Origin of the sequence: Pelomonas sp. Root1444 (genome assembly GCF_001426885.1) — a bacterium.
Taxonomy (GTDB): Bacteria; Pseudomonadota; Gammaproteobacteria; order Burkholderiales; family Burkholderiaceae_C; genus Pelomonas.
The window spans coordinates 194954-210836 of sequence record NZ_LMFP01000001.1 but is presented as its reverse complement, the minus strand read 5'-3'; the positions used below and the strand labels follow the sequence as shown (position 1 = coordinate 210836).

Genomic DNA, 15883 nt, shown 5'->3' with positions numbered 1-15883 from the left:
CGGCTTGCGAACGCCGAGACTGCGCGCCATGCAGCCCATCCTCTACTTCTCCCGCAACCCCAACCCGCGCCTGGCCGTCGCCACCGCCCGGCACCTGGCCGCGCCCGTCACCTGCGAGTTCGCCGCGCCGCTGGCGCCGGGCCAGGCCGAGAAGTTCCTGCCGCTGAACCCGTCGCTGCGCCTGCCCATCCTGGCCGAGGCCGGCGGTTCGCTGTGGGAGGCCGACGCCATCGCCTGCCGGCTGTCGCAAATGGTGGGCTCGGACTTCTGGCGCACCGGTGCGGAGCTGCCGGACATGATCCGCTGGGTCAGCTGGAGCCGCGACAACTTCATGCACGCCTGCGACATGGTGCATTTCGAGCGCGGCACCAAGCTGCGTTACGGCCTGGGCGCGCTGGACGAAGCCACCGTGGCGCGCGGCCTGGCGCGCTTCCACGAGACGGCCACCATCCTGAACGCCCACCTGGCCAGGCAGGACTGGCTGCTGCCCAGCGGCCTGTCCTATGCCGACTTCCGCATGGCCGTCTTCCTGCCCTTCAACGACGTGGCGCGGCTGCCGCTGGCCGACTACCCCGCACTGGCGGCCTGGCAGGCGCGGCTGCAGGCCTTGCCGGCCTGGGCCGACCCGTTCGAGGGGCTGGACGCGCCGGCGTTGCCGCCGCTGCCGGGTTGAGGCCACGGCGATGACGCCGCCGCCCGCCGCATCGCGGCTCGACAGGATCAGCTTCCAGGACTGGCTGCTGGCCGCCATCGGCGGGCTGTTCACGCTGGGCGGGCTGCTCATCATGCGTCGCGACTTCAACACCGGCATCGCCACGCTGGTGTTCTTCGGCCTGTGCTTCGCGCACGCGGTGCGCGTCATCCTCCGCAAGCGCCGGGCGCTGAAGCAGATGGCGCTGACGGCCACGGTGGCGGGCGGCGTGCCACTGCGCCAGTCCCGGCTGCGCATGGCGTTGCTGGGCGGCGCCATCCTCGCCGTCGGCGCCACGCAGGCCGTGTTCGGCGGCCACGCCCAGGCGCTGTTGCAGGGCATCGGCTGGCTGCTGGTCGCCGTCGGTGCGGCCACTCTGCTCGCCGTCGCGGCCGGCTTGCTGGCCAACGACCACATCCAGTTCGATCCGGCAGGCATCACCTTCGCGCAGCGGGGCGGCAAGGCGCGGGTGCCCTGGGACGCCGTCACCCGCCTGGCTCGCGGCGAGATCAGCAGCAACCCCATGGTGCTGGTCGCCGTCGATGCCAAGGCCGTCGTGGCCGAGCCTGCCGCCTACCGGCCCCGGCTGCTCACGCAGATGGCCCGCTCGCGCGGCGGCATGGGGGCGGACTTCGTCCTCATGAGCGAGGCGTATGGCATCGACGCGCCGGTCCTGCTGGCGGCGCTGGAGCGCTACGTCACGCAGCCTTCGGCGCGTAGCGAACTGGCGCGCCCACCAAAGCTGCCGGGTTGACCGGCGACGCTCAGCCCCGCCCGCCCCAGGCCATGCCCACCGTGCGCGGCGCCGTGTGCACGAAGCCGAATTGCGCATACAGCGCATCGGCCGGCACGTCCGCCAGCAGGCTGACATAGCCACCCGCTGGCACGTTGGCCTTCAGCCACACGGCAATCTCTTCCATGACACGCTTGCCCAGGCCGCGGCCCTGGTGCGCGGGCAGCACGGCGATGTCGACGACCTGGAAGGCCGTGCCGCCATCGCCGATGACGCGGCCCATGCCGACCGGCTCGCCATCGTGCAGCACCTGCACCGCGAACAGCGTGTTCGGCAGCCCGCGCACGGCGGCCTCGGCGGACTTGGCGCTCAAGCCGGCGGCGGCACGCAGGTGCTGGTAGGTGGCGGCGTCGGGCGTGGCGTGCAGCGTCGTGTAGGTCATGTGCCCATTCTTGCGCCCGGCCATCACCTGCCGGCATACCCGCTGCGGCGGCGGGCATGGGCGGTGCGGGCACTCCCGCGGTCGGCGCCGCGGGGGCGCTGCAACAATCCGGGGCTTGGCCACGCCCTTTCACGCATGAAGTCCTCCTTCCTCGCCGCCGCCCTGGCGCTGCTGCTCAGCGCCTGCGCCAGCGTCGCACCGCCGCCGGCCCCGCCCTCAGCGCCGGCCACGCCCGGCACCCCCGGCGTGCGCGCGCCGCACATCGACCGCAGCTACACCTCGCAGAACCAGGACAGCCGCAGCCTCTTCATCGTGCTGCACTACACCGTGCTGGACTGGGAGAAGTCGCTGAAGGTGCTGACGACCGGCGGCCAGGTGTCCAGCCACTACCTGGTGCGCGACAACCCGGCCATCAGCTACGCGCTGGTCGACGAGAACCGCCGCAGCTGGCATGCCGGCGCCAGCTTCTGGGCCGGGCACAGCAACCTGAACTCCTCGTCCATCGGCATCGAGATCGTCAACCCCGGCTATGTGGACGGCCCTGCCGGCCGCGTCTACGCGCCCTTCCCGCCGGCGCAGATCGATGAGGTCATCGCGCTGGTGCGCGACATTCAGCAGCGCCATAACGTCAAGCCCGAGCGCATCATCGGCCACGCCGACATCGCCCCCGGCCGCAAGCAGGACCCGGGCCCCAATTTCCCGTGGAAGCAGCTGGCCGACGCCGGGCTGATCCCGTGGCCGGACGGCCCCTCGGTACTCGTGAAGACGCTGGAGCACGAGGTCGCACCGCGCGACGTGGCCTGGCTGCAGGACAGGCTCGCGCGCATCGGCTACAACGTGTCGCGCTCGGGCCAGATGGACACGCTGACCCGCGAGGTCGTCTCCACCTTCCAGATGAAGTACCGCCCGCGCGACATCGCCGGCACGGTGGACGCCGAGACGGCCGCGCTGATCGAGGTCGCATCGACGCCGGGCGCCATGCGCGTGAGCGGCGCCGGCGACGTCGAGACGCGGCCCTACACCTCGCGCTGGTAGGTTCCGCCCGTGCTCGGATTCCTCCTCAAACGCCTGGCCACGCTGGTGCCGACGCTGATCGGCATCACGCTGGTCGCCTTCGGCCTGATCCGCCTCGTGCCCGGCGACCCCATCGAGGTCATGATGGGCGAGCGCCGGCTGGACCCCGAGACGCATGCCGCGCTGGTCAAGCGCATGGGGCTGGACCAACCGTTGCCGGTGCAGTACGCCGATTACGTCGGCAAGCTGCTGCAGGGCGACCTGGGCCAGAGCCTGGTCAGCCGCGAGCCGGTCAGCAAGGAGTTCGCGGCGCTGTTCCCGGCGACGGTGGAGCTGGCGACGGCGGCGCTGGTGTTCGCGGTCGGGCTGGGGCTGCTGCTGGGCGTCAGCGCGGGGCTCAAGCGCGGCTCGCTGCTGGACCAGGGCGTGATGGGCCTGGCGACGGTCGGCTACTCCATGCCGGTGTTCTGGTGGGGGCTGATCCTCATCATGTTCTTCTCGGTCAACCTGGGCTGGACGCCGGTGTCGGGCCGCATCGGCATCGAGTTCGACCCCGAGCGGGTGACCGGTTTCATGCTGGCCGACGCGTGGCTGAGTGGCGAGGAAGGCGCGTTCAAGTCGGCGCTGATGCACCTGATCCTGCCGGCGCTGGTGCTGGGCACCAGCACGCTGGCGGTGGTGGCGCGCATGACGCGCTCGTCGATGCTCGAAGTGCTGCGCGAGGACTATGTGCGCACGGCGCGCGCCAAGGGCTTGTCGCCCACGCGCGTGGTGGTCGTGCATGCGCTGCGCAATGCGCTGATCCCGGTGCTGACGGTGGTGGGCCTGCAGACCGGCAGCCTGCTGGCCGGCGCCGTGCTGACCGAGACCATCTTCTCGTGGCCCGGCATCGGCAAGTGGCTGATCGACTCCATCGCGCGGCGCGACTATCCGGTCGTGCAAGCGGGCATCCTGATCTCGGCGCTGACGTTCATCGGCGTGAACCTGATCGTGGACGTGCTGTATGGCGTGGTGAATCCGCGGATTCGCGGTGGGGGGCATTGAGCACATGCCGCATTTGATGGTCGCCAGCCCAACCTTCTATTCATCCAAGGACGAAGCCAGCTTCTTCGCTTGGCTCCAAAGCATCTCTGGTATCACGCAAGTCGTCGGGACGGGGCGGGAGTTGCGAGTGACCTTGCGCTCGCCGCGCGTGGGCGAAGAGGCGCTCCGGGATCTGCTCGCGTTGCATTGGCGCTATCAATTGCCCATGCGCGCGCTGGCAGCATTCCTGAGCTCCACCAACGAGCGCTGGTTTGCCGCGCCCGACGCCTACTGGCATGACGCCGTGTTCGGAGCCGCCGCATGAGCGCCGTCTTGGACAAACCCCTCGACCCTCCCGGCCCGCTGCGCGAGTTCTGGCTGGGCTTCTCGGCCAACCGTGGCGCGCTGGTCGCGCTGGTCGTGTTCGCGCTGATCGCCGTGTCCGGCCTGCTCGCGCCGCTGCTCGCGCCGCACGACCCCATCGAGCAGTACCGCGACCACATGCTGACCCCGCCCGTCTGGGCCGACGGCGGCAGCGCGCGCTTCCTGCTGGGCACCGACGAGCTGGGCCGCGACATGCTGAGCCGGCTGCTGCACGGCGGCCGCGTGTCGCTGGGCATCGGCCTGGCGGCGGTGCTGATGTCGCTGCTGCCGGGCGTGCTGCTGGGGCTGCTGGCGGCGTTCTTCCAGCGCTTCCTGTCGCCGGCCATCATGCGCGTGATGGACATCGTGCTGGCGCTGCCTGCATTGCTGCTGGCGATCTGCGTCATCACCATCCTGGGGCCGGGTCTGGTCAACACCGTCATCGCCATCGCCATCGGCGCGCTGCCCGGCTATGTGCGGCTGACGCGCGCGGCGGCGCTGGGCGAGATTGGGCGCGACTACGTGACAGCCAGCCGCGTGGCCGGCGCCAGCGTGTGGCGGCTGATGTTCATCACGGTGCTGCCCAACTGCATGGCGCCGTTGATCGTCAATGCGACGCTGTCGTTTTCGTCGGCGATCCTGGAGACGGCGGGGTTGGGCTTCCTGGGGCTGGGCGTGCAGGCGCCCACGCCCGAGTGGGGCACGATGCTGTCGTCGGCGCGGGACTACATCACGCGGGCGTCGTGGGTGGTGACGCTGCCGGGGCTGACGATCCTGGTGACGGTGTTGGCGATCAACCTGATGGGCGACGGGCTGCGCGATGCGCTGGATCCGAAGTTGAAGAAGGTGGCTTGATGAGCTGCATGCTTCTTCGCTGCTGCGGCTCGCTGGCCAGGCCCAGCCGGGATTTCGTCCCGGCGGCCGACCTACTTTCTTGTGCGAACAAGAAAGTAGGCAAAGAAATCGCCCCTGCAAAACCGGCCCTTCGGGCTCCCCTGCGATGCTCAAAACCCAGGGCCGCGCCGAACTCGCTTCGTTCACTGCGTTCACTACGCTCAGACAAGCGTCGCGAGTCAGTTGTTGAAGCGCGCTGCGCGCGCGCCCTGGGCTTCTGCGCTTCTCGGCGGTTTAGAAGGGGAGTCCCTAAATACCCAGTACCGAATACGCAGCCGGCCTTGGCCGGCTGCTGCATTGGGCTGCTGGCTGTTTCGGGTGTTAAGGAACTCCCCCTTAAAAGCCGCCGAGCAGCGCAGCCCGGCGAGGCGCGCGCGCAGCGCGCTTCAACAACTGACTCCGCGCAACTGTTTGACCACAGCGAACGCAGTGAGCGGAGGGAGTTTTGCGCGGGCCTCGTCGGGCGAGCAGCGCAGGGAACCCGAAGGGCGGCTTTTTCGGGGCGTCTTTCTTGCCTACTTCTTTGGACGCCCAAAGAAGTAGGTCGCCCGCCCGGGCGAACTCCGGGCATGGGCCTGGCCATCAACCCGAACCAACGATGAGCCTCCTAAGCATCAAGAACCTCCGCGTCACGTTCGGCAATTTCCCCGCCGTCGACGGCGTCGACCTGACACTTGCCCCCGGCGAACTGCTCGGCATCGTCGGCGAATCCGGCTCGGGCAAGTCCGTCGCCATGCTCGCGCTGATGGGCCTCATCGACGCGCCCGGCAAGGTCAGCGCCGACGCCATCGAGTTCCAGGGCCGCGACCTGTTGAAGCTCGGCCCCCGCGAGCGCCGCGCGCTGATCGGCCGCGACGTGGCCATGGTGTTCCAGGATGCGCTGACCAGCCTCAACCCCAGTTACACCGTCGGTGCGCAGATCGCCGAGGTGCTGAGGGCCCACCTCGGCCTGCGCGGCGCCGCGGCAAAGCAACGGGTCGTCGAGCTGCTGGACCTCGTCGAGATCCCCGACGCCGCCAGCCGAGCCGGCGCCTATCCGCACCAGCTGTCGGGCGGCATGAACCAGCGCGTGATGATCGCCATGGCCATCGCCTGCGGGCCGAAGCTGCTGATCGCCGACGAGCCGACGACCGCGCTGGACGTGACCATCCAGGCCCAGATCATGGCGCTGCTGCTCCGGCTGCAGCGCGAGCAGGGCATGGGCCTGATCATGATCACGCACGACCTCGCCATCGTGGCCGAGATGGCCCAGCGCGTGGCCGTCATGTACGCCGGCCAGATCGTCGAGACCGGCCCCGTGCCGGGCCTGTTCGACGCGCCGCGCCACCCGTACACCAACGCGCTGCTGGCCGCGATTCCGGAGCACAACAAGGGCGCGAAGCGCCTGTCGGCCCTGCCCGGCATCGTGCCCGGCGCGCGGGACCGGCCCGCGGGTTGCCTGCTGAGTCCACGCTGCCCGCGCGTGCAACCCAGGTGTATCGCCGAACGGCCGGCGCTTGAGGGCGGCGTGCGCTGCTTCTACCCGGTCGAGAAGGCAGCCCATGTCTGAACTCCTCCTTGAAGCCACCGACCTGGCCCGGCACTACAGCGTCAGCCGCGGCCTGTTCCGCCCCAAGGCCACCGTGAAGGCGCTGGCCGGCGTCAGCTTCACGCTTGCCGCAAAGAAAACGCTCGCCGTCGTCGGCGAGTCAGGCTGCGGCAAGAGCACGCTGGCGCGCCAGCTGACGCTGATCGAACCGCCCACGCGCGGCTCGCTGAAGATCCGCGGCACCGATGCGGCGACCGCCGACACGGCGACGTTGAAGACGCTGCGCCGCGACGTGCAGATGGTGTTCCAGAACCCGTTCGCATCGCTGAACCCGCGCAAGACCGTGGCGACGACGCTGGCCGAGCCGCTGCTGATCAACATGCCGCTGTCCGCCGCCGAGCGCCAGGAGCGCGTCGAGGCGCTGGCCACCAAGGTGGGCCTGCGCCCCGAGCACCTGCGCCGCTATCCGCACATGTTCTCGGGCGGCCAGCGCCAGCGCATCGCCATCGCGCGGGCCATGATCCTGAACCCGGGCATCGTCGTCGCCGACGAGCCCGTCAGCGCGCTGGACGTGTCCATCCAGGCGCAGATCCTGAACCTCTTCATGGACCTGCAGGACGAGTTCGGCACGGGCTACGTGTTCATCTCGCACAACCTCAGCGTCGTCGAGCATGTGGCGGACGAGGTGATGGTGATGTACCTCGGCGCGGCGGTCGAGATCGGCGAGAAGACGCGCCTGTTCGCCGCGCCGCTGCACCCCTACACACGGGCGCTGATGAGCGCCACGCCGGCCCTGCGCCGCGCCGACCGGCGCGAGCGAATCGTCATCCACGGCGAGCTGCCCAGCCCGCTCAACCCGCCAAGCGGCTGCACGTTCCACAAGCGTTGCCCGCTGGCCATGCCGCGCTGCACCGAGGAGGTGCCACTGCTGCGCGAGGTGGACGGCCGCCGCGTCGCCTGCCACGCCGTCTGACGGCGGGCCGGAACGGGCATAACCGCCGCACATGGCCCGCGGCCATTCCGTCATGCGCGGAGTGTTGCTCCGGTGCCGACTCCGCGGGCTTGGCCTCTCATCGTGCGTGACATGCGCCGCAAGAATCTTTGCGATCAGCAACGCAAGGACAACGACCATGAGATTCCAGCCCACTCCCATCGCCTGCGGCCTGGCCGGCCTGCTGTTGAGCCTGCAGGGCACGGCGCTGGCCCAGCAAGCCGCAGCCGGCAAGGACGACAAGGCCAAGCAGCAGCTCGAGGCCGTCGTCATCACCGGCATCCGCGCATCGCTGGAAAGCTCGCTGGACGCCAAGCGCAATGCGTCGGCGAACGTGGACGTCATCACCGCCGTGGACGTGGGCAAGATGCCCGACAAGAACCTGGCCGACTCGCTGCAGCGCGTCGTGGGCGTGGCCGTGCGCACCGACTACGACGAGGCCGAGAAGGTCGCCATGCGCGGCGCCAACCCCGACATGTCGCTGATCCTGTTCAACGGCCACACCGTCTCCGGCGGTGACTGGTACCTCAACGACCAGGCCTCCAGCAGCCGCTCCACCAGCCTGTCGCTGATGCCGTCCTCGGTGCTGAACTCGGCCACCGTCTACAAGACCTCGCAGGCCAACATCGTCGACGGCGGCCTGGCCGGCACGATCAACGTGACGACGCGCAAGCCGCTGGACAGCCCGAAAGGCTTCAGCGGCGTGGTCAGCGCCGGCGCCGTGTACGCCGATCTGCCCGGCAAGACCAGCCCGCAGCTCAACGCCAGCCTGAACTGGAAGAACGAGGACAGCACGCTGGGCTTCATCGGCCAGGTCTTCGCCGAGAAGCGCTACATCCGCCGCGACACGGCTTCGCGCTTCGCCTACGGCGCCAACTCCGGCTGGGACCAGATCAACACCGCCACCATGCTGGGCATCACCGACGCGTCGCTGGCCGGCTCGGGCTACACCGCCGCGCAGCTCAACGGCGTGCGCCTGCCGGGCTCGATGTCCACCGAGTTCGTCGAGGGCGTGCGCGACCGCAAGGGCGGCATGTTCTCGGGCCAGTTCAAGCCCACCACCAACACCGAGGTGGGCCTGACCGGCTTCTATTCCAAGATGAACGCGGCCAACTTCGGCCGCGCCACCATGGGTGCGATCTACCAGATGCTGGCCGGCCAGTCCGGCCCGCTGGGCGGCACCACGGCCACCAACGTCAACGGCCAGCGCGTCTACGCCTCCATCAAGAACCCGGTGATCGTCGAGGAAGAGACGATCTACGGCCACAAGCTGCGCGTGCTCAAGTCCGCCGAGATCTCCTACGCGAACGGCCTGCCGGCGCAGTACGTGGGCGATTCCGAAGGCTTCTACCGCAGCGGCGCCTACGCCAGCTCGGGCTTCCTGGACCTGGACGGCAAGTGGGTCGTCAGCGACAAGCTGACGCTCAAGGGCCTGCTGAGCACGACCAAGGGCATCGGCCACACCGACATGGACCGCGGCCTGACTTACTCGCGCTACGGCCAGGGCGTCAAGTACGCCTTCACCGACCTTGAAAGGGCGCCGGACTTCAGCTGGATCAACGCCGGCAGCGGCACCATGCCGCTGGCGACCAGCGCTGCGCCGGGTACGCCAGGCTACCGCCTGACCGGCCGCAGCGGCTTGAACCGCTACCACACCGTCGACAGCGAGAAGAGCTATGCCATCGACGGCGAGTACACGCAGGACAGCGGCATCTTCAGCTCGATGAACTTCGGCTTCCGCAACGCGGACCACCGCCGCCAGTACGGCCTGTCGACCGTGGCGCTGAAGTCCGCCTTCGTCGCGGCCAATGCGCCCGACCCGGCCCTGGCCGTGCCTTACCCCGGCGACTTCGGCCAGTACCTCGGCGGCAACTTCGACAACTCGGGCTTCTATTTCTCCAAGGACACGCTGACCAGCCTCTTCGCCGACCTGGCCAAGCAGACCAACCCCCAGTGGGAGCGCCGCATCGCCAACTCCATCGACCTGCGCGAAGTGCAAAGCGCGGCCTACCTGATGCAGAACCTCGAAGGCGAGAAATGGTCGGGCAATGCCGGTGTGCGGCTGGTGCGCACGACCGTCACCTCGCGCACCCCCGTGCCGATCCCGGCCGGCGCCTGCCTGCGCATCGAGCCAGGCAAGCCCTACGTGCCCTGCGCCGCCTACCCGGACGCGATCATCGACGTCAGCGAAGGCCAGCCCTACTACGACAACGTGCCGTTCAACGGCGCCACCGGCACCATCTACCGCAAGGAAACGACCCGGCGCGTCTTCGACGACATCCTGCCCAGCCTGAACCTGCGCTACGACTTCGGCTCCGGGCTGATCGGCCGCCTGGGGCTGTCCAAGACCATCGGCCGGCAGAACTACAACCTCTACGGCGCGACCTACAGCAACCCCAGCTGCACCTCGCAGGGCTGCACGGTCACCGGTCCGAACCCGAACCTGAAGCCGCTGAGCTCGCGCAACCTGGACATCTCCGTGGCCTGGTACTACGCCAAGCGCTCCATGCTGGCACTCTCCGCCTTCAGCTCGCTGATCGACGGCTACGCCAAGACCGGCGGCACGTCGTCGGGCCAGACCGTGGACCTGTACGACGGCACGACCAACACCGTGCGCACCTACATGATCAACAGCTCCACCCAGCAGAAGGCCCGCATCCGCGGCGTCGAGCTGGCGTGGGAGCAGCCGATCGCGTGGGGCTTCGGCTTCCAATCCAACGCCAGCTACGCCGAGACGCGCGTGGAAGACGGTCGCCCGATGAACGGTGCGTCAAAGCTCGCCGGCAACGCCGGCGTGTACTGGGAGAACGAGGTGTTCAGCGCCCGCCTGGTCTACAACTACCGCAGCGAGTACGTGTCCAGCACCACGGCACCGTCACCGACGGCCAACAGCCAGGGCATGTCCACCATCGGCGGCGTGCTGATGCCCTCGGCCCCGACGATCGCGGCGCCGGTGTCCAACGTCGCCTTCACGGCCAACTACAACATCACGCCGGAACTGCAGATCTCGTTCAGCGCGACCAACCTGACCAACCCGGTGCGCGCCACCTATCGCTACAGCGAGGCGGAGCAGCAGAAGGTCGACGCCAGCGGCCGACAGTACTACCTGGAAGCGCGCTACAAGTTCTGAGCGCGGCGCGCCGGAAGAAGGCCAGCAGCAGCCGGCCCTTCCGTGCACGGCTCGCGCCCGGTCAGCGGTTGCGCTTCTTGGACACTTCGTTGCCGATGACGCCACCGGCCGCGGCGCCCACCGCGGCGCCGGCCGTCGTGCCCGTCACGACGCCGCCGACGACCGCACCGGCCGTCGCGCCGACGACAGTGCTGGTCTCACGGGCCGACATGCCGGCACAGCCGGTCAAGGCCAGCGTGGCCGCGGCCACGAGGGAGATCAGGGTCACGCGCCAATAGACGGCGCCGCTGTCGGAGTGAAGAAGTGGGTTCATGGTTCGGTCCTCGCGGTTGCCGTTCACATGGCTTCACTTTCGGCGCCAGCGGCCGGCGGCGGCACCAGCCGGCTGGCCGACGCCCTGTCGGACGAGGCCCAACGGAAATGCAAGAAGCCACCCGAGGGTGGCTTCTTCGAGGCTGCAGCGCCGCTCAGCCTTTGGCGCTGAGGCACTCCTTCATGAAGGCCTTGCGCTCGTCGCCGGTCTTGCCCTTGGCGTCGGCGTTGCAGGCCTTCATCTTTTGCTGCTGGGGCGTGCCGCTGGCCGCGGTCGCCGCCGGCTTGGCGGACAGGCATTCCTTCATGAAGGCCTTGCGCTCATCGCCCTTCTTGTCACCGGCATCCTTGTTGCAGGTGCCCATCTTCGACTGCTGGGCGGTGGGCTCCTTGTCGGCCGCATGGGCGGCCAGCGCGGCACAGCCGAGCGCAATCGCGAGAGTGAAACGTTTCATCGGAGGCTCCTTCCTCTGGAGGTGAATGGCGCACCGATTCAAGCATGCGCGCCCCGGGCTGTGAAGTGACCCGCAGGTGGCAGTCAGCAACTCAAAGGATGCGGCGCGGATGGTGCAGCGCTTCGTGGGCGGCGTGCAGCCGGCGCACCAGCACGCGGATGAAGCCGCGGTCGAAGCGGTGCTGGCATTCGGGGCTCAACTGGCCGACCGTCTCGGGTTGGAAGCAGATCGTCGTGCATTCCTGGCTGACCCGGATGTCCGCGCTGTGCTTGCGCAGGTCGGGGTTGGGCGCCAGGTAGGCCATTTCGCCGACCGACGTGCCCGCGCCCAGCGTGGCCACCAGCCGGCCGTCGCGGAAGACCTCCACCTCGCCTTGCGCAATGATGTGGAAGCTGTTGCCCTCCTGGCCACGCTTGAAGAGCGCATGCCCCACCGGATAGCGCTTCCAGCGCGCGCGCCGCACGACCTCCCACAGTTGCACGTCGCCGAACTCGGAGAAGAACTCCAGCGCGCGCAACAGGTTGAAACGCTCCGAGTCCCGCACCTCGCCCAGCCGGTTCAGCGGCACCTGCTGACCCGCCACCAGGGCTGACAGCGCCTGCGCGAAGGCGTCCCAGTCGGCATAGCGCGCATGCGGCGCCTTGGCCAGCGCGCGCAGCACCACGGCGTCCAGCGCCTCGCTGACGCCCTCGCGCTGGCCCACGAGCGGCAGCGGTGCCTGGTGGTAGATCTGGTGCATCAGCGCCATCTGGTGCGGCGCGTCGAAGGGCGGGCGGCCGCCGATGAGGTGGTAGAGCACGGCGCCCAGCGCGTAGATGTCGGCGCGGCAGTCGACATCGCCGCCCTCGATCTGCTCGGGCGGCATGTAGGCCAGCGAGCCGACGCGGTGGATCTGCGTCGCGTCGGCATTCAGGTTCAGCGCCGAGCCGAAGTCGCTGACCTTCACATCCACGACCTGGCCCGAGCCGTCCAGCACCGCCAGCAGGTTGGCCGGCTTCACGTCGCGGTGGATCAGGCCCTGGCGGTAGACATAGCCCAGCGCCATCGCGCACTTGAAGGCCAGCTCGACGATCTGGTCCAGCGCCAGCAGGCGGTCGCTGCGGCAGAAGTGCTTGAGCGTGACGCCGGGCACGTACTCCATGACGAGGTAGGGCGAGGAGTCCTCGGCCACCGCGTCCAGGATGGCGACGACGTTGGGGTGGTGCAGCCGCCCGGCCAGCGCGGCTTCGGCGCTGAAGAAGCGGTTGCTGAAGTCGCTGCCCGGCGCATCCGGCGGCGGTGCCCAGGCGCGCATGCGCTTGATGGCGACGTCATGCTGCTGGAAGGGGTCGCGCGCCAGGAAGACATCGCTGGTCGCCCCTTCGCCCAGGCGCCGGAGCACCTGGTAGCGGCCGATGTGGGAAGGCAGGTCGTCTGCAGTAACGCTCACGCGGGGCATGATACGGGCCGCCCATGGAGGAGCCGCCCCCTTGTTCTCCCACGTCTTTGTCGCCACAAACGACTTCGAGCGAGCCCTCGCCTTCTACCGGCCGCTGCTGGCGCTGCTCGGCGTGGCCGAGCGTTTTTGCGAGCCCGAGCGGCCCTGGGCCGGCTGGCAGAGCACGCCGGGCCCGCGGCCGCTGTTGCTGCTGGGCGCGCCGTTCGAGGGCCGGCACGAGCCCGGCAACGGCCAGATGGTGGCGCTGCTCGCGGCCACGCGCGCGCAGGTCGACCAGGCCTACGCGACCGCACTGGTGCATGGCGGCCGCTGCGAAGGCCCGCCGGGGTTGCGGCCCGAGTACCACGCCCACTACTACGGCGCCTATTTCCGCGACCCGGACGGCAACAAGCTGTGTGTCGCCTGTCACGAAGCGACCATCGGCTGAGTCAGCGCCGCGAACGGCCCGTGCGTTCAAGACCTGCCTCCTAAAATCCCGCCCATGATCCAAGCCAAGCAGGCGCTGCTCGCTGCACTCGCCGAATCCCTCCAGGCCATCGCGCCCGGCTCCAATGCCGTCGCAGCCTTCGAATCCCCCAAGCAGGCCGCCCATGGCGACTTCGCCTGCACCGCCGCCATGCAGCTGGCCAAGCCGCTCAAGGCCAACCCGCGCGAACTCGCCACCCGGCTGATCGAGGCGCTGCAGGCCACGCCGGCCTTCCGGACCTGGGTGCAGTCGCTGGAGATCGCCGGCCCCGGCTTCATCAACATCCGCCTGAAGCCCGCGGCCAAGCAGGCCGTCGTCGCCGAGGTGCTGGCCGCCGCCGCGCAATTCGGCCACCGCCCGGCCACGGCCAAGCACGTCATGGTGGAATTCGTCTCCGCCAACCCGACCGGGCCCCTGCACGTGGGCCACGCCCGCCAGGCGGCGCTGGGCGACGCGCTGTGCTCGCTGTTCAAGACCCAGGGCCACGACGTGACCCGCGAGTTCTATTACAACGACGCCGGCGTGCAGATCGCCACGCTGGCCAACTCCACGCAGATGCGCCTGAAGGGCTTCAAGCCCGGCGACGCCGAGTGGCCGGAAGCCGCCTACAACGGCGACTACATCCAGGACATCGCCGACGCCTTCCTGCGCAAGGAAACCGTCAAGGCCGACGACCGCGAGTTCACCGCTTCCGGCGACGTGGACGACCTCGACAGCATCCGCCAGTTCGCCGTCGCCTACCTGCGCCACGAGCAAGACCTGGACCTGCAGGCCTTCGGCCTGAAGTTCGACAGCTACTTCCTGGAGAGCAGCGTCTACGCCGGCGGCCAGCTGGAGCAGGCGGTGGAGCGCATCGTCGCCAATGGCAAGACCTACGAGCAGGACGGCGCGCTGTGGTTCAAGTCCACCGACTACGGCGACGACAAGGACCGCGTGATGCGCAAGCGCGAGGGCGGCTTCACCTACTTCGTGCCCGACATCGCGTACCACATCAACAAGTTCGAGCGCGGCTACACGCAGTGCATCAACATCCAGGGCACCGACCACCACGGCACCATCGCCCGCGTGCGCGGCGGCCTGCAGGCGGTGGGGCTGGGCATCCCCGAGGGCTTCCCGGACTACGTGCTGCACAAGATGGTCACGGTCATGAAGGGCGGCGAGGAGGTCAAGATCTCCAAGCGCGCCGGCAGCTATGTGACGCTGCGCGACCTGATCGACTGGACCAGCCGCGACGCGGTGCGCTTCTTCCTCATCAGCCGCAAGGCCGACACCGAGTTCGTCTTCGACATCGACCTGGCGCTGAAGCAGAACGACGAGAACCCGGTGTTCTACGTGCAGTACGCCCACGCGCGCATCTGCTCGGTGATCCGCAAGTGGGGGGGCGATGTGTCCACCATCGGCCATGCGGACATCAGCCTGCTGACTGCGCCGACGGAAGAAGCGCTGATGCTGAAGCTCGCCGCCTACCCCGACATGCTGAGCGGCGCGGCCGCCGGCCTGGCGCCGCATGACGTGGCCTTCTATGCCCGCGACCTGGCCGGCGCCTACCACTCCTACTACGCCGCCGAGCGCGTGATGGACCAGGCGCCCGAGCTCAGCCGCGCCCGCATCGCACTGCTGGCCGCGACGCGCCAGGTGCTGGCCAACGCGCTGGGCCTGCTGGGCGTCAGCGCACCCGAGCAGATGAGCCGCGACATCCCCGACACTGCCGAAACCCTCTCGGAGACCGAATGAGTTCAGCATCCAAGCCTGCGGGCAACAAAGGCCAGAAGGGCGGCTTCGTCCTCGGCCTCATCGTCGGCCTGCTGGTCGGCCTGGCCGTGGCCCTCGGCGTGGCCCTCTACATCACCAAGGTGCCCATCCCGTTCGTCAACAAGGTGCCCCAGCGCACCGCCGAGCAGGACGCGCAGGAAGCCGAGCGCAACCGCAACTGGGACCCGAACGCACCGCTGGCCGGCAAGGCCGCGCGCAGCGCCAGCGGCGTCGTCAACCCGCCGCCGCTGACCGCGCCGCCGCCACCCACGACGACGGCCAGCGCCGCCGTGGCCGCCGCCAGTGCCGCGGCCACGGGCGCGCTGCCCAAGCCCCCAGCCACGCCCAAGGCCGAAGCGCCCGCGGCATCGGCCGCCGCAACGGGCACGACGGCCACGACAGGCGCCGAGGCGTATGTCTACTTCGTGCAGGCCGGCGCCTACACCCGCACCGAGGATGCCGAGGCCCAGAAGGCCAAGCTCGCCATCCAGGGCTTCACCGCCAAGCTGATGGAGCGCGAGCAGAACGGCCGCACGGTGTACCGCGTGCGCCTGGGCCCCATGGACACGCGCGAGGCCGCCGAAGACCTGCAGCGCAAGATTGAAGGGGCTGGCTTCGAGGCCAACCTCGTTCGTGTACAACGCTAACCGC

General features: G+C 69.2%; 17 protein-coding genes. 13 read left to right on the top strand and 4 right to left on the bottom strand.

What is annotated here, in order from left to right:
* Positions 1–28 precede the first annotated feature (28 nt).
* The gene (locus tag ASD35_RS00805) at positions 29–673 is read left to right on the top strand and encodes a glutathione S-transferase family protein (RefSeq protein WP_056873006.1); all 645 of its coding nucleotides are present in this window, start codon (positions 29–31) and stop codon (positions 671–673) included.
* Between the two features lie 10 nt (positions 674–683).
* Positions 684–1445: a hypothetical protein gene (locus ASD35_RS00800; protein WP_056873005.1), complete on the top strand. Its 762-nt coding sequence runs from the start codon at positions 684–686 to the stop codon at positions 1443–1445.
* Positions 1446–1455: 10 nt separating this feature from the next.
* Here ASD35_RS00800 and ASD35_RS00795 read toward each other — a convergent pair whose 3' ends face one another.
* The gene (locus ASD35_RS00795) at positions 1456–1866 is read right to left on the bottom strand and encodes a GNAT family N-acetyltransferase (RefSeq protein WP_056873004.1); all 411 of its coding nucleotides are present in this window, start codon (positions 1864–1866) and stop codon (positions 1456–1458) included.
* A 135-nt stretch (positions 1867–2001) separates the two neighbouring features.
* Between ASD35_RS00795 and ASD35_RS00790 the strand changes: the two genes are divergently transcribed.
* The 7 genes from ASD35_RS00790 (at position 2002) to ASD35_RS00760 (ending at position 10809) form a co-directional block, all read left to right on the top strand.
* The gene (locus ASD35_RS00790) at positions 2002–2901 is read left to right on the top strand and encodes an N-acetylmuramoyl-L-alanine amidase (protein WP_056873003.1); all 900 of its coding nucleotides are present in this window, start codon (positions 2002–2004) and stop codon (positions 2899–2901) included.
* Positions 2902–2910: 9 nt separating this feature from the next.
* On the top strand, positions 2911–3924 hold the full coding sequence (locus ASD35_RS00785; RefSeq protein WP_056873002.1) for an ABC transporter permease: 1014 nt from the start codon (positions 2911–2913) through the stop codon (positions 3922–3924).
* Positions 3925–3928: 4 nt separating this feature from the next.
* A complete protein-coding gene (locus ASD35_RS00780; protein ID WP_157275290.1) occupies positions 3929–4228 on the top strand; it encodes a hypothetical protein in 300 nt (99 codons plus the stop codon).
* Positions 4225–5121 carry an ABC transporter permease subunit gene (locus ASD35_RS00775; protein ID WP_056873000.1) on the top strand — a complete coding sequence of 299 codons (897 nt, stop codon included), beginning with the start codon at positions 4225–4227 and terminating at the stop codon, positions 5119–5121. The genes ASD35_RS00780 and ASD35_RS00775 overlap by 4 nt, the downstream gene beginning before the upstream one ends.
* Positions 5122–5758: 637 nt before the next feature.
* On the top strand, positions 5759–6709 hold the full coding sequence (locus ASD35_RS00770) for an ABC transporter ATP-binding protein (protein ID WP_056872999.1): 951 nt from the start codon (positions 5759–5761) through the stop codon (positions 6707–6709).
* The gene (locus ASD35_RS00765) at positions 6702–7661 is read left to right on the top strand and encodes a peptide ABC transporter ATP-binding protein (protein WP_056872998.1); all 960 of its coding nucleotides are present in this window, start codon (positions 6702–6704) and stop codon (positions 7659–7661) included. Before ASD35_RS00770 ends, ASD35_RS00765 begins: the two co-directional genes overlap by 8 nt.
* Before the next feature lie 157 nt (positions 7662–7818).
* Positions 7819–10809, top strand: coding sequence for a TonB-dependent receptor (locus tag ASD35_RS00760; protein ID WP_056872997.1), 2991 nt, complete (start codon positions 7819–7821; stop codon positions 10807–10809).
* Between the two features lie 61 nt (positions 10810–10870).
* On the opposite strand, the gene ASD35_RS00755 is transcribed toward ASD35_RS00760, so the two are convergent.
* Positions 10871–11122 (bottom strand): glycine zipper domain-containing protein, encoded by a 252-nt coding sequence (locus ASD35_RS00755; protein WP_056872996.1) that lies wholly within the window; start codon positions 11120–11122, stop codon positions 10871–10873.
* A gap of 27 nt (positions 11123–11149) precedes the next feature.
* Here ASD35_RS00755 and ASD35_RS26890 point away from each other — a divergent pair, with 27 nt between their 5' ends.
* Positions 11150–11293: a hypothetical protein gene (locus tag ASD35_RS26890; protein WP_157275289.1), complete on the top strand. Its 144-nt coding sequence runs from the start codon at positions 11150–11152 to the stop codon at positions 11291–11293.
* Here ASD35_RS26890 and ASD35_RS00750 read toward each other — a convergent pair.
* On the bottom strand, positions 11277–11576 hold the full coding sequence (locus ASD35_RS00750; protein WP_056872995.1) for a PsiF family protein: 300 nt from the start codon (positions 11574–11576) through the stop codon (positions 11277–11279). The genes ASD35_RS26890 and ASD35_RS00750 overlap by 17 nt on opposite strands.
* Positions 11577–11667: 91 nt before the next feature.
* A complete protein-coding gene (locus tag ASD35_RS00745) occupies positions 11668–13005 on the bottom strand; it encodes a serine/threonine-protein kinase (RefSeq protein ID WP_235538197.1) in 1338 nt (445 codons plus the stop codon).
* A gap of 40 nt (positions 13006–13045) precedes the next feature.
* On the opposite strand from ASD35_RS00745, the gene ASD35_RS00740 reads away from it, so the two are divergent.
* Genes ASD35_RS00740 through ASD35_RS00730 form a run of 3 tightly spaced genes read left to right on the top strand, consistent with a single transcriptional unit; the run spans position 13046 to position 15879 of the window.
* Positions 13046–13441, top strand: a complete 396-nt coding sequence (locus ASD35_RS00740; RefSeq protein ID WP_056872993.1) for a VOC family protein — start codon at positions 13046–13048, stop codon at positions 13439–13441.
* 54 nt (positions 13442–13495) lie between these two features.
* The gene (gene argS, locus ASD35_RS00735) at positions 13496–15214 is read left to right on the top strand and encodes an arginine--tRNA ligase (protein ID WP_056872992.1); all 1719 of its coding nucleotides are present in this window, start codon (positions 13496–13498) and stop codon (positions 15212–15214) included.
* Complete coding sequence (locus tag ASD35_RS00730) at positions 15211–15879, top strand: SPOR domain-containing protein (RefSeq protein ID WP_056872991.1); 669 nt, start codon at positions 15211–15213, stop codon at positions 15877–15879. The genes argS and ASD35_RS00730 overlap by 4 nt, the downstream gene beginning before the upstream one ends.
* Positions 15880–15883: the final 4 nt, after the last annotated feature.

Excerpts from the sequence above, each read along its gene's own strand:
- ASD35_RS00805 (WP_056873006.1), top strand. The coding sequence starts at position 29 with ATGCAGCCCATCCTCTACTTCTCCCGCAACCCCAACCCGCGCCTGGCC.
- ASD35_RS00800 (WP_056873005.1), top strand. The coding sequence starts at position 684 with ATGACGCCGCCGCCCGCCGCATCGCGGCTCGACAGGATCAGCTTCCAG.
- ASD35_RS00795 (WP_056873004.1), bottom strand. The coding sequence starts at position 1,866 with ATGACCTACACGACGCTGCACGCCACGCCCGACGCCGCCACCTACCAG.
- ASD35_RS00790 (WP_056873003.1), top strand. The coding sequence starts at position 2,002 with ATGAAGTCCTCCTTCCTCGCCGCCGCCCTGGCGCTGCTGCTCAGCGCC.
- ASD35_RS00780 (WP_157275290.1), top strand. The coding sequence starts at position 3,929 with ATGCCGCATTTGATGGTCGCCAGCCCAACCTTCTATTCATCCAAGGAC.
- ASD35_RS00775 (WP_056873000.1), top strand. The coding sequence starts at position 4,225 with ATGAGCGCCGTCTTGGACAAACCCCTCGACCCTCCCGGCCCGCTGCGC.
- ASD35_RS00770 (WP_056872999.1), top strand. The coding sequence starts at position 5,759 with ATGAGCCTCCTAAGCATCAAGAACCTCCGCGTCACGTTCGGCAATTTC.
- ASD35_RS00765 (WP_056872998.1), top strand. The coding sequence starts at position 6,702 with ATGTCTGAACTCCTCCTTGAAGCCACCGACCTGGCCCGGCACTACAGC.
- ASD35_RS00760 (WP_056872997.1), top strand. The coding sequence starts at position 7,819 with ATGAGATTCCAGCCCACTCCCATCGCCTGCGGCCTGGCCGGCCTGCTG.
- ASD35_RS00755 (WP_056872996.1), bottom strand. The coding sequence starts at position 11,122 with ATGAACCCACTTCTTCACTCCGACAGCGGCGCCGTCTATTGGCGCGTG.
- ASD35_RS26890 (WP_157275289.1), top strand. The coding sequence starts at position 11,150 with ATGGCTTCACTTTCGGCGCCAGCGGCCGGCGGCGGCACCAGCCGGCTG.
- ASD35_RS00750 (WP_056872995.1), bottom strand. The coding sequence starts at position 11,576 with ATGAAACGTTTCACTCTCGCGATTGCGCTCGGCTGTGCCGCGCTGGCC.
- argS (WP_056872992.1), top strand. The coding sequence starts at position 13,496 with ATGATCCAAGCCAAGCAGGCGCTGCTCGCTGCACTCGCCGAATCCCTC.
- ASD35_RS00730 (WP_056872991.1), top strand. The coding sequence starts at position 15,211 with ATGAGTTCAGCATCCAAGCCTGCGGGCAACAAAGGCCAGAAGGGCGGC.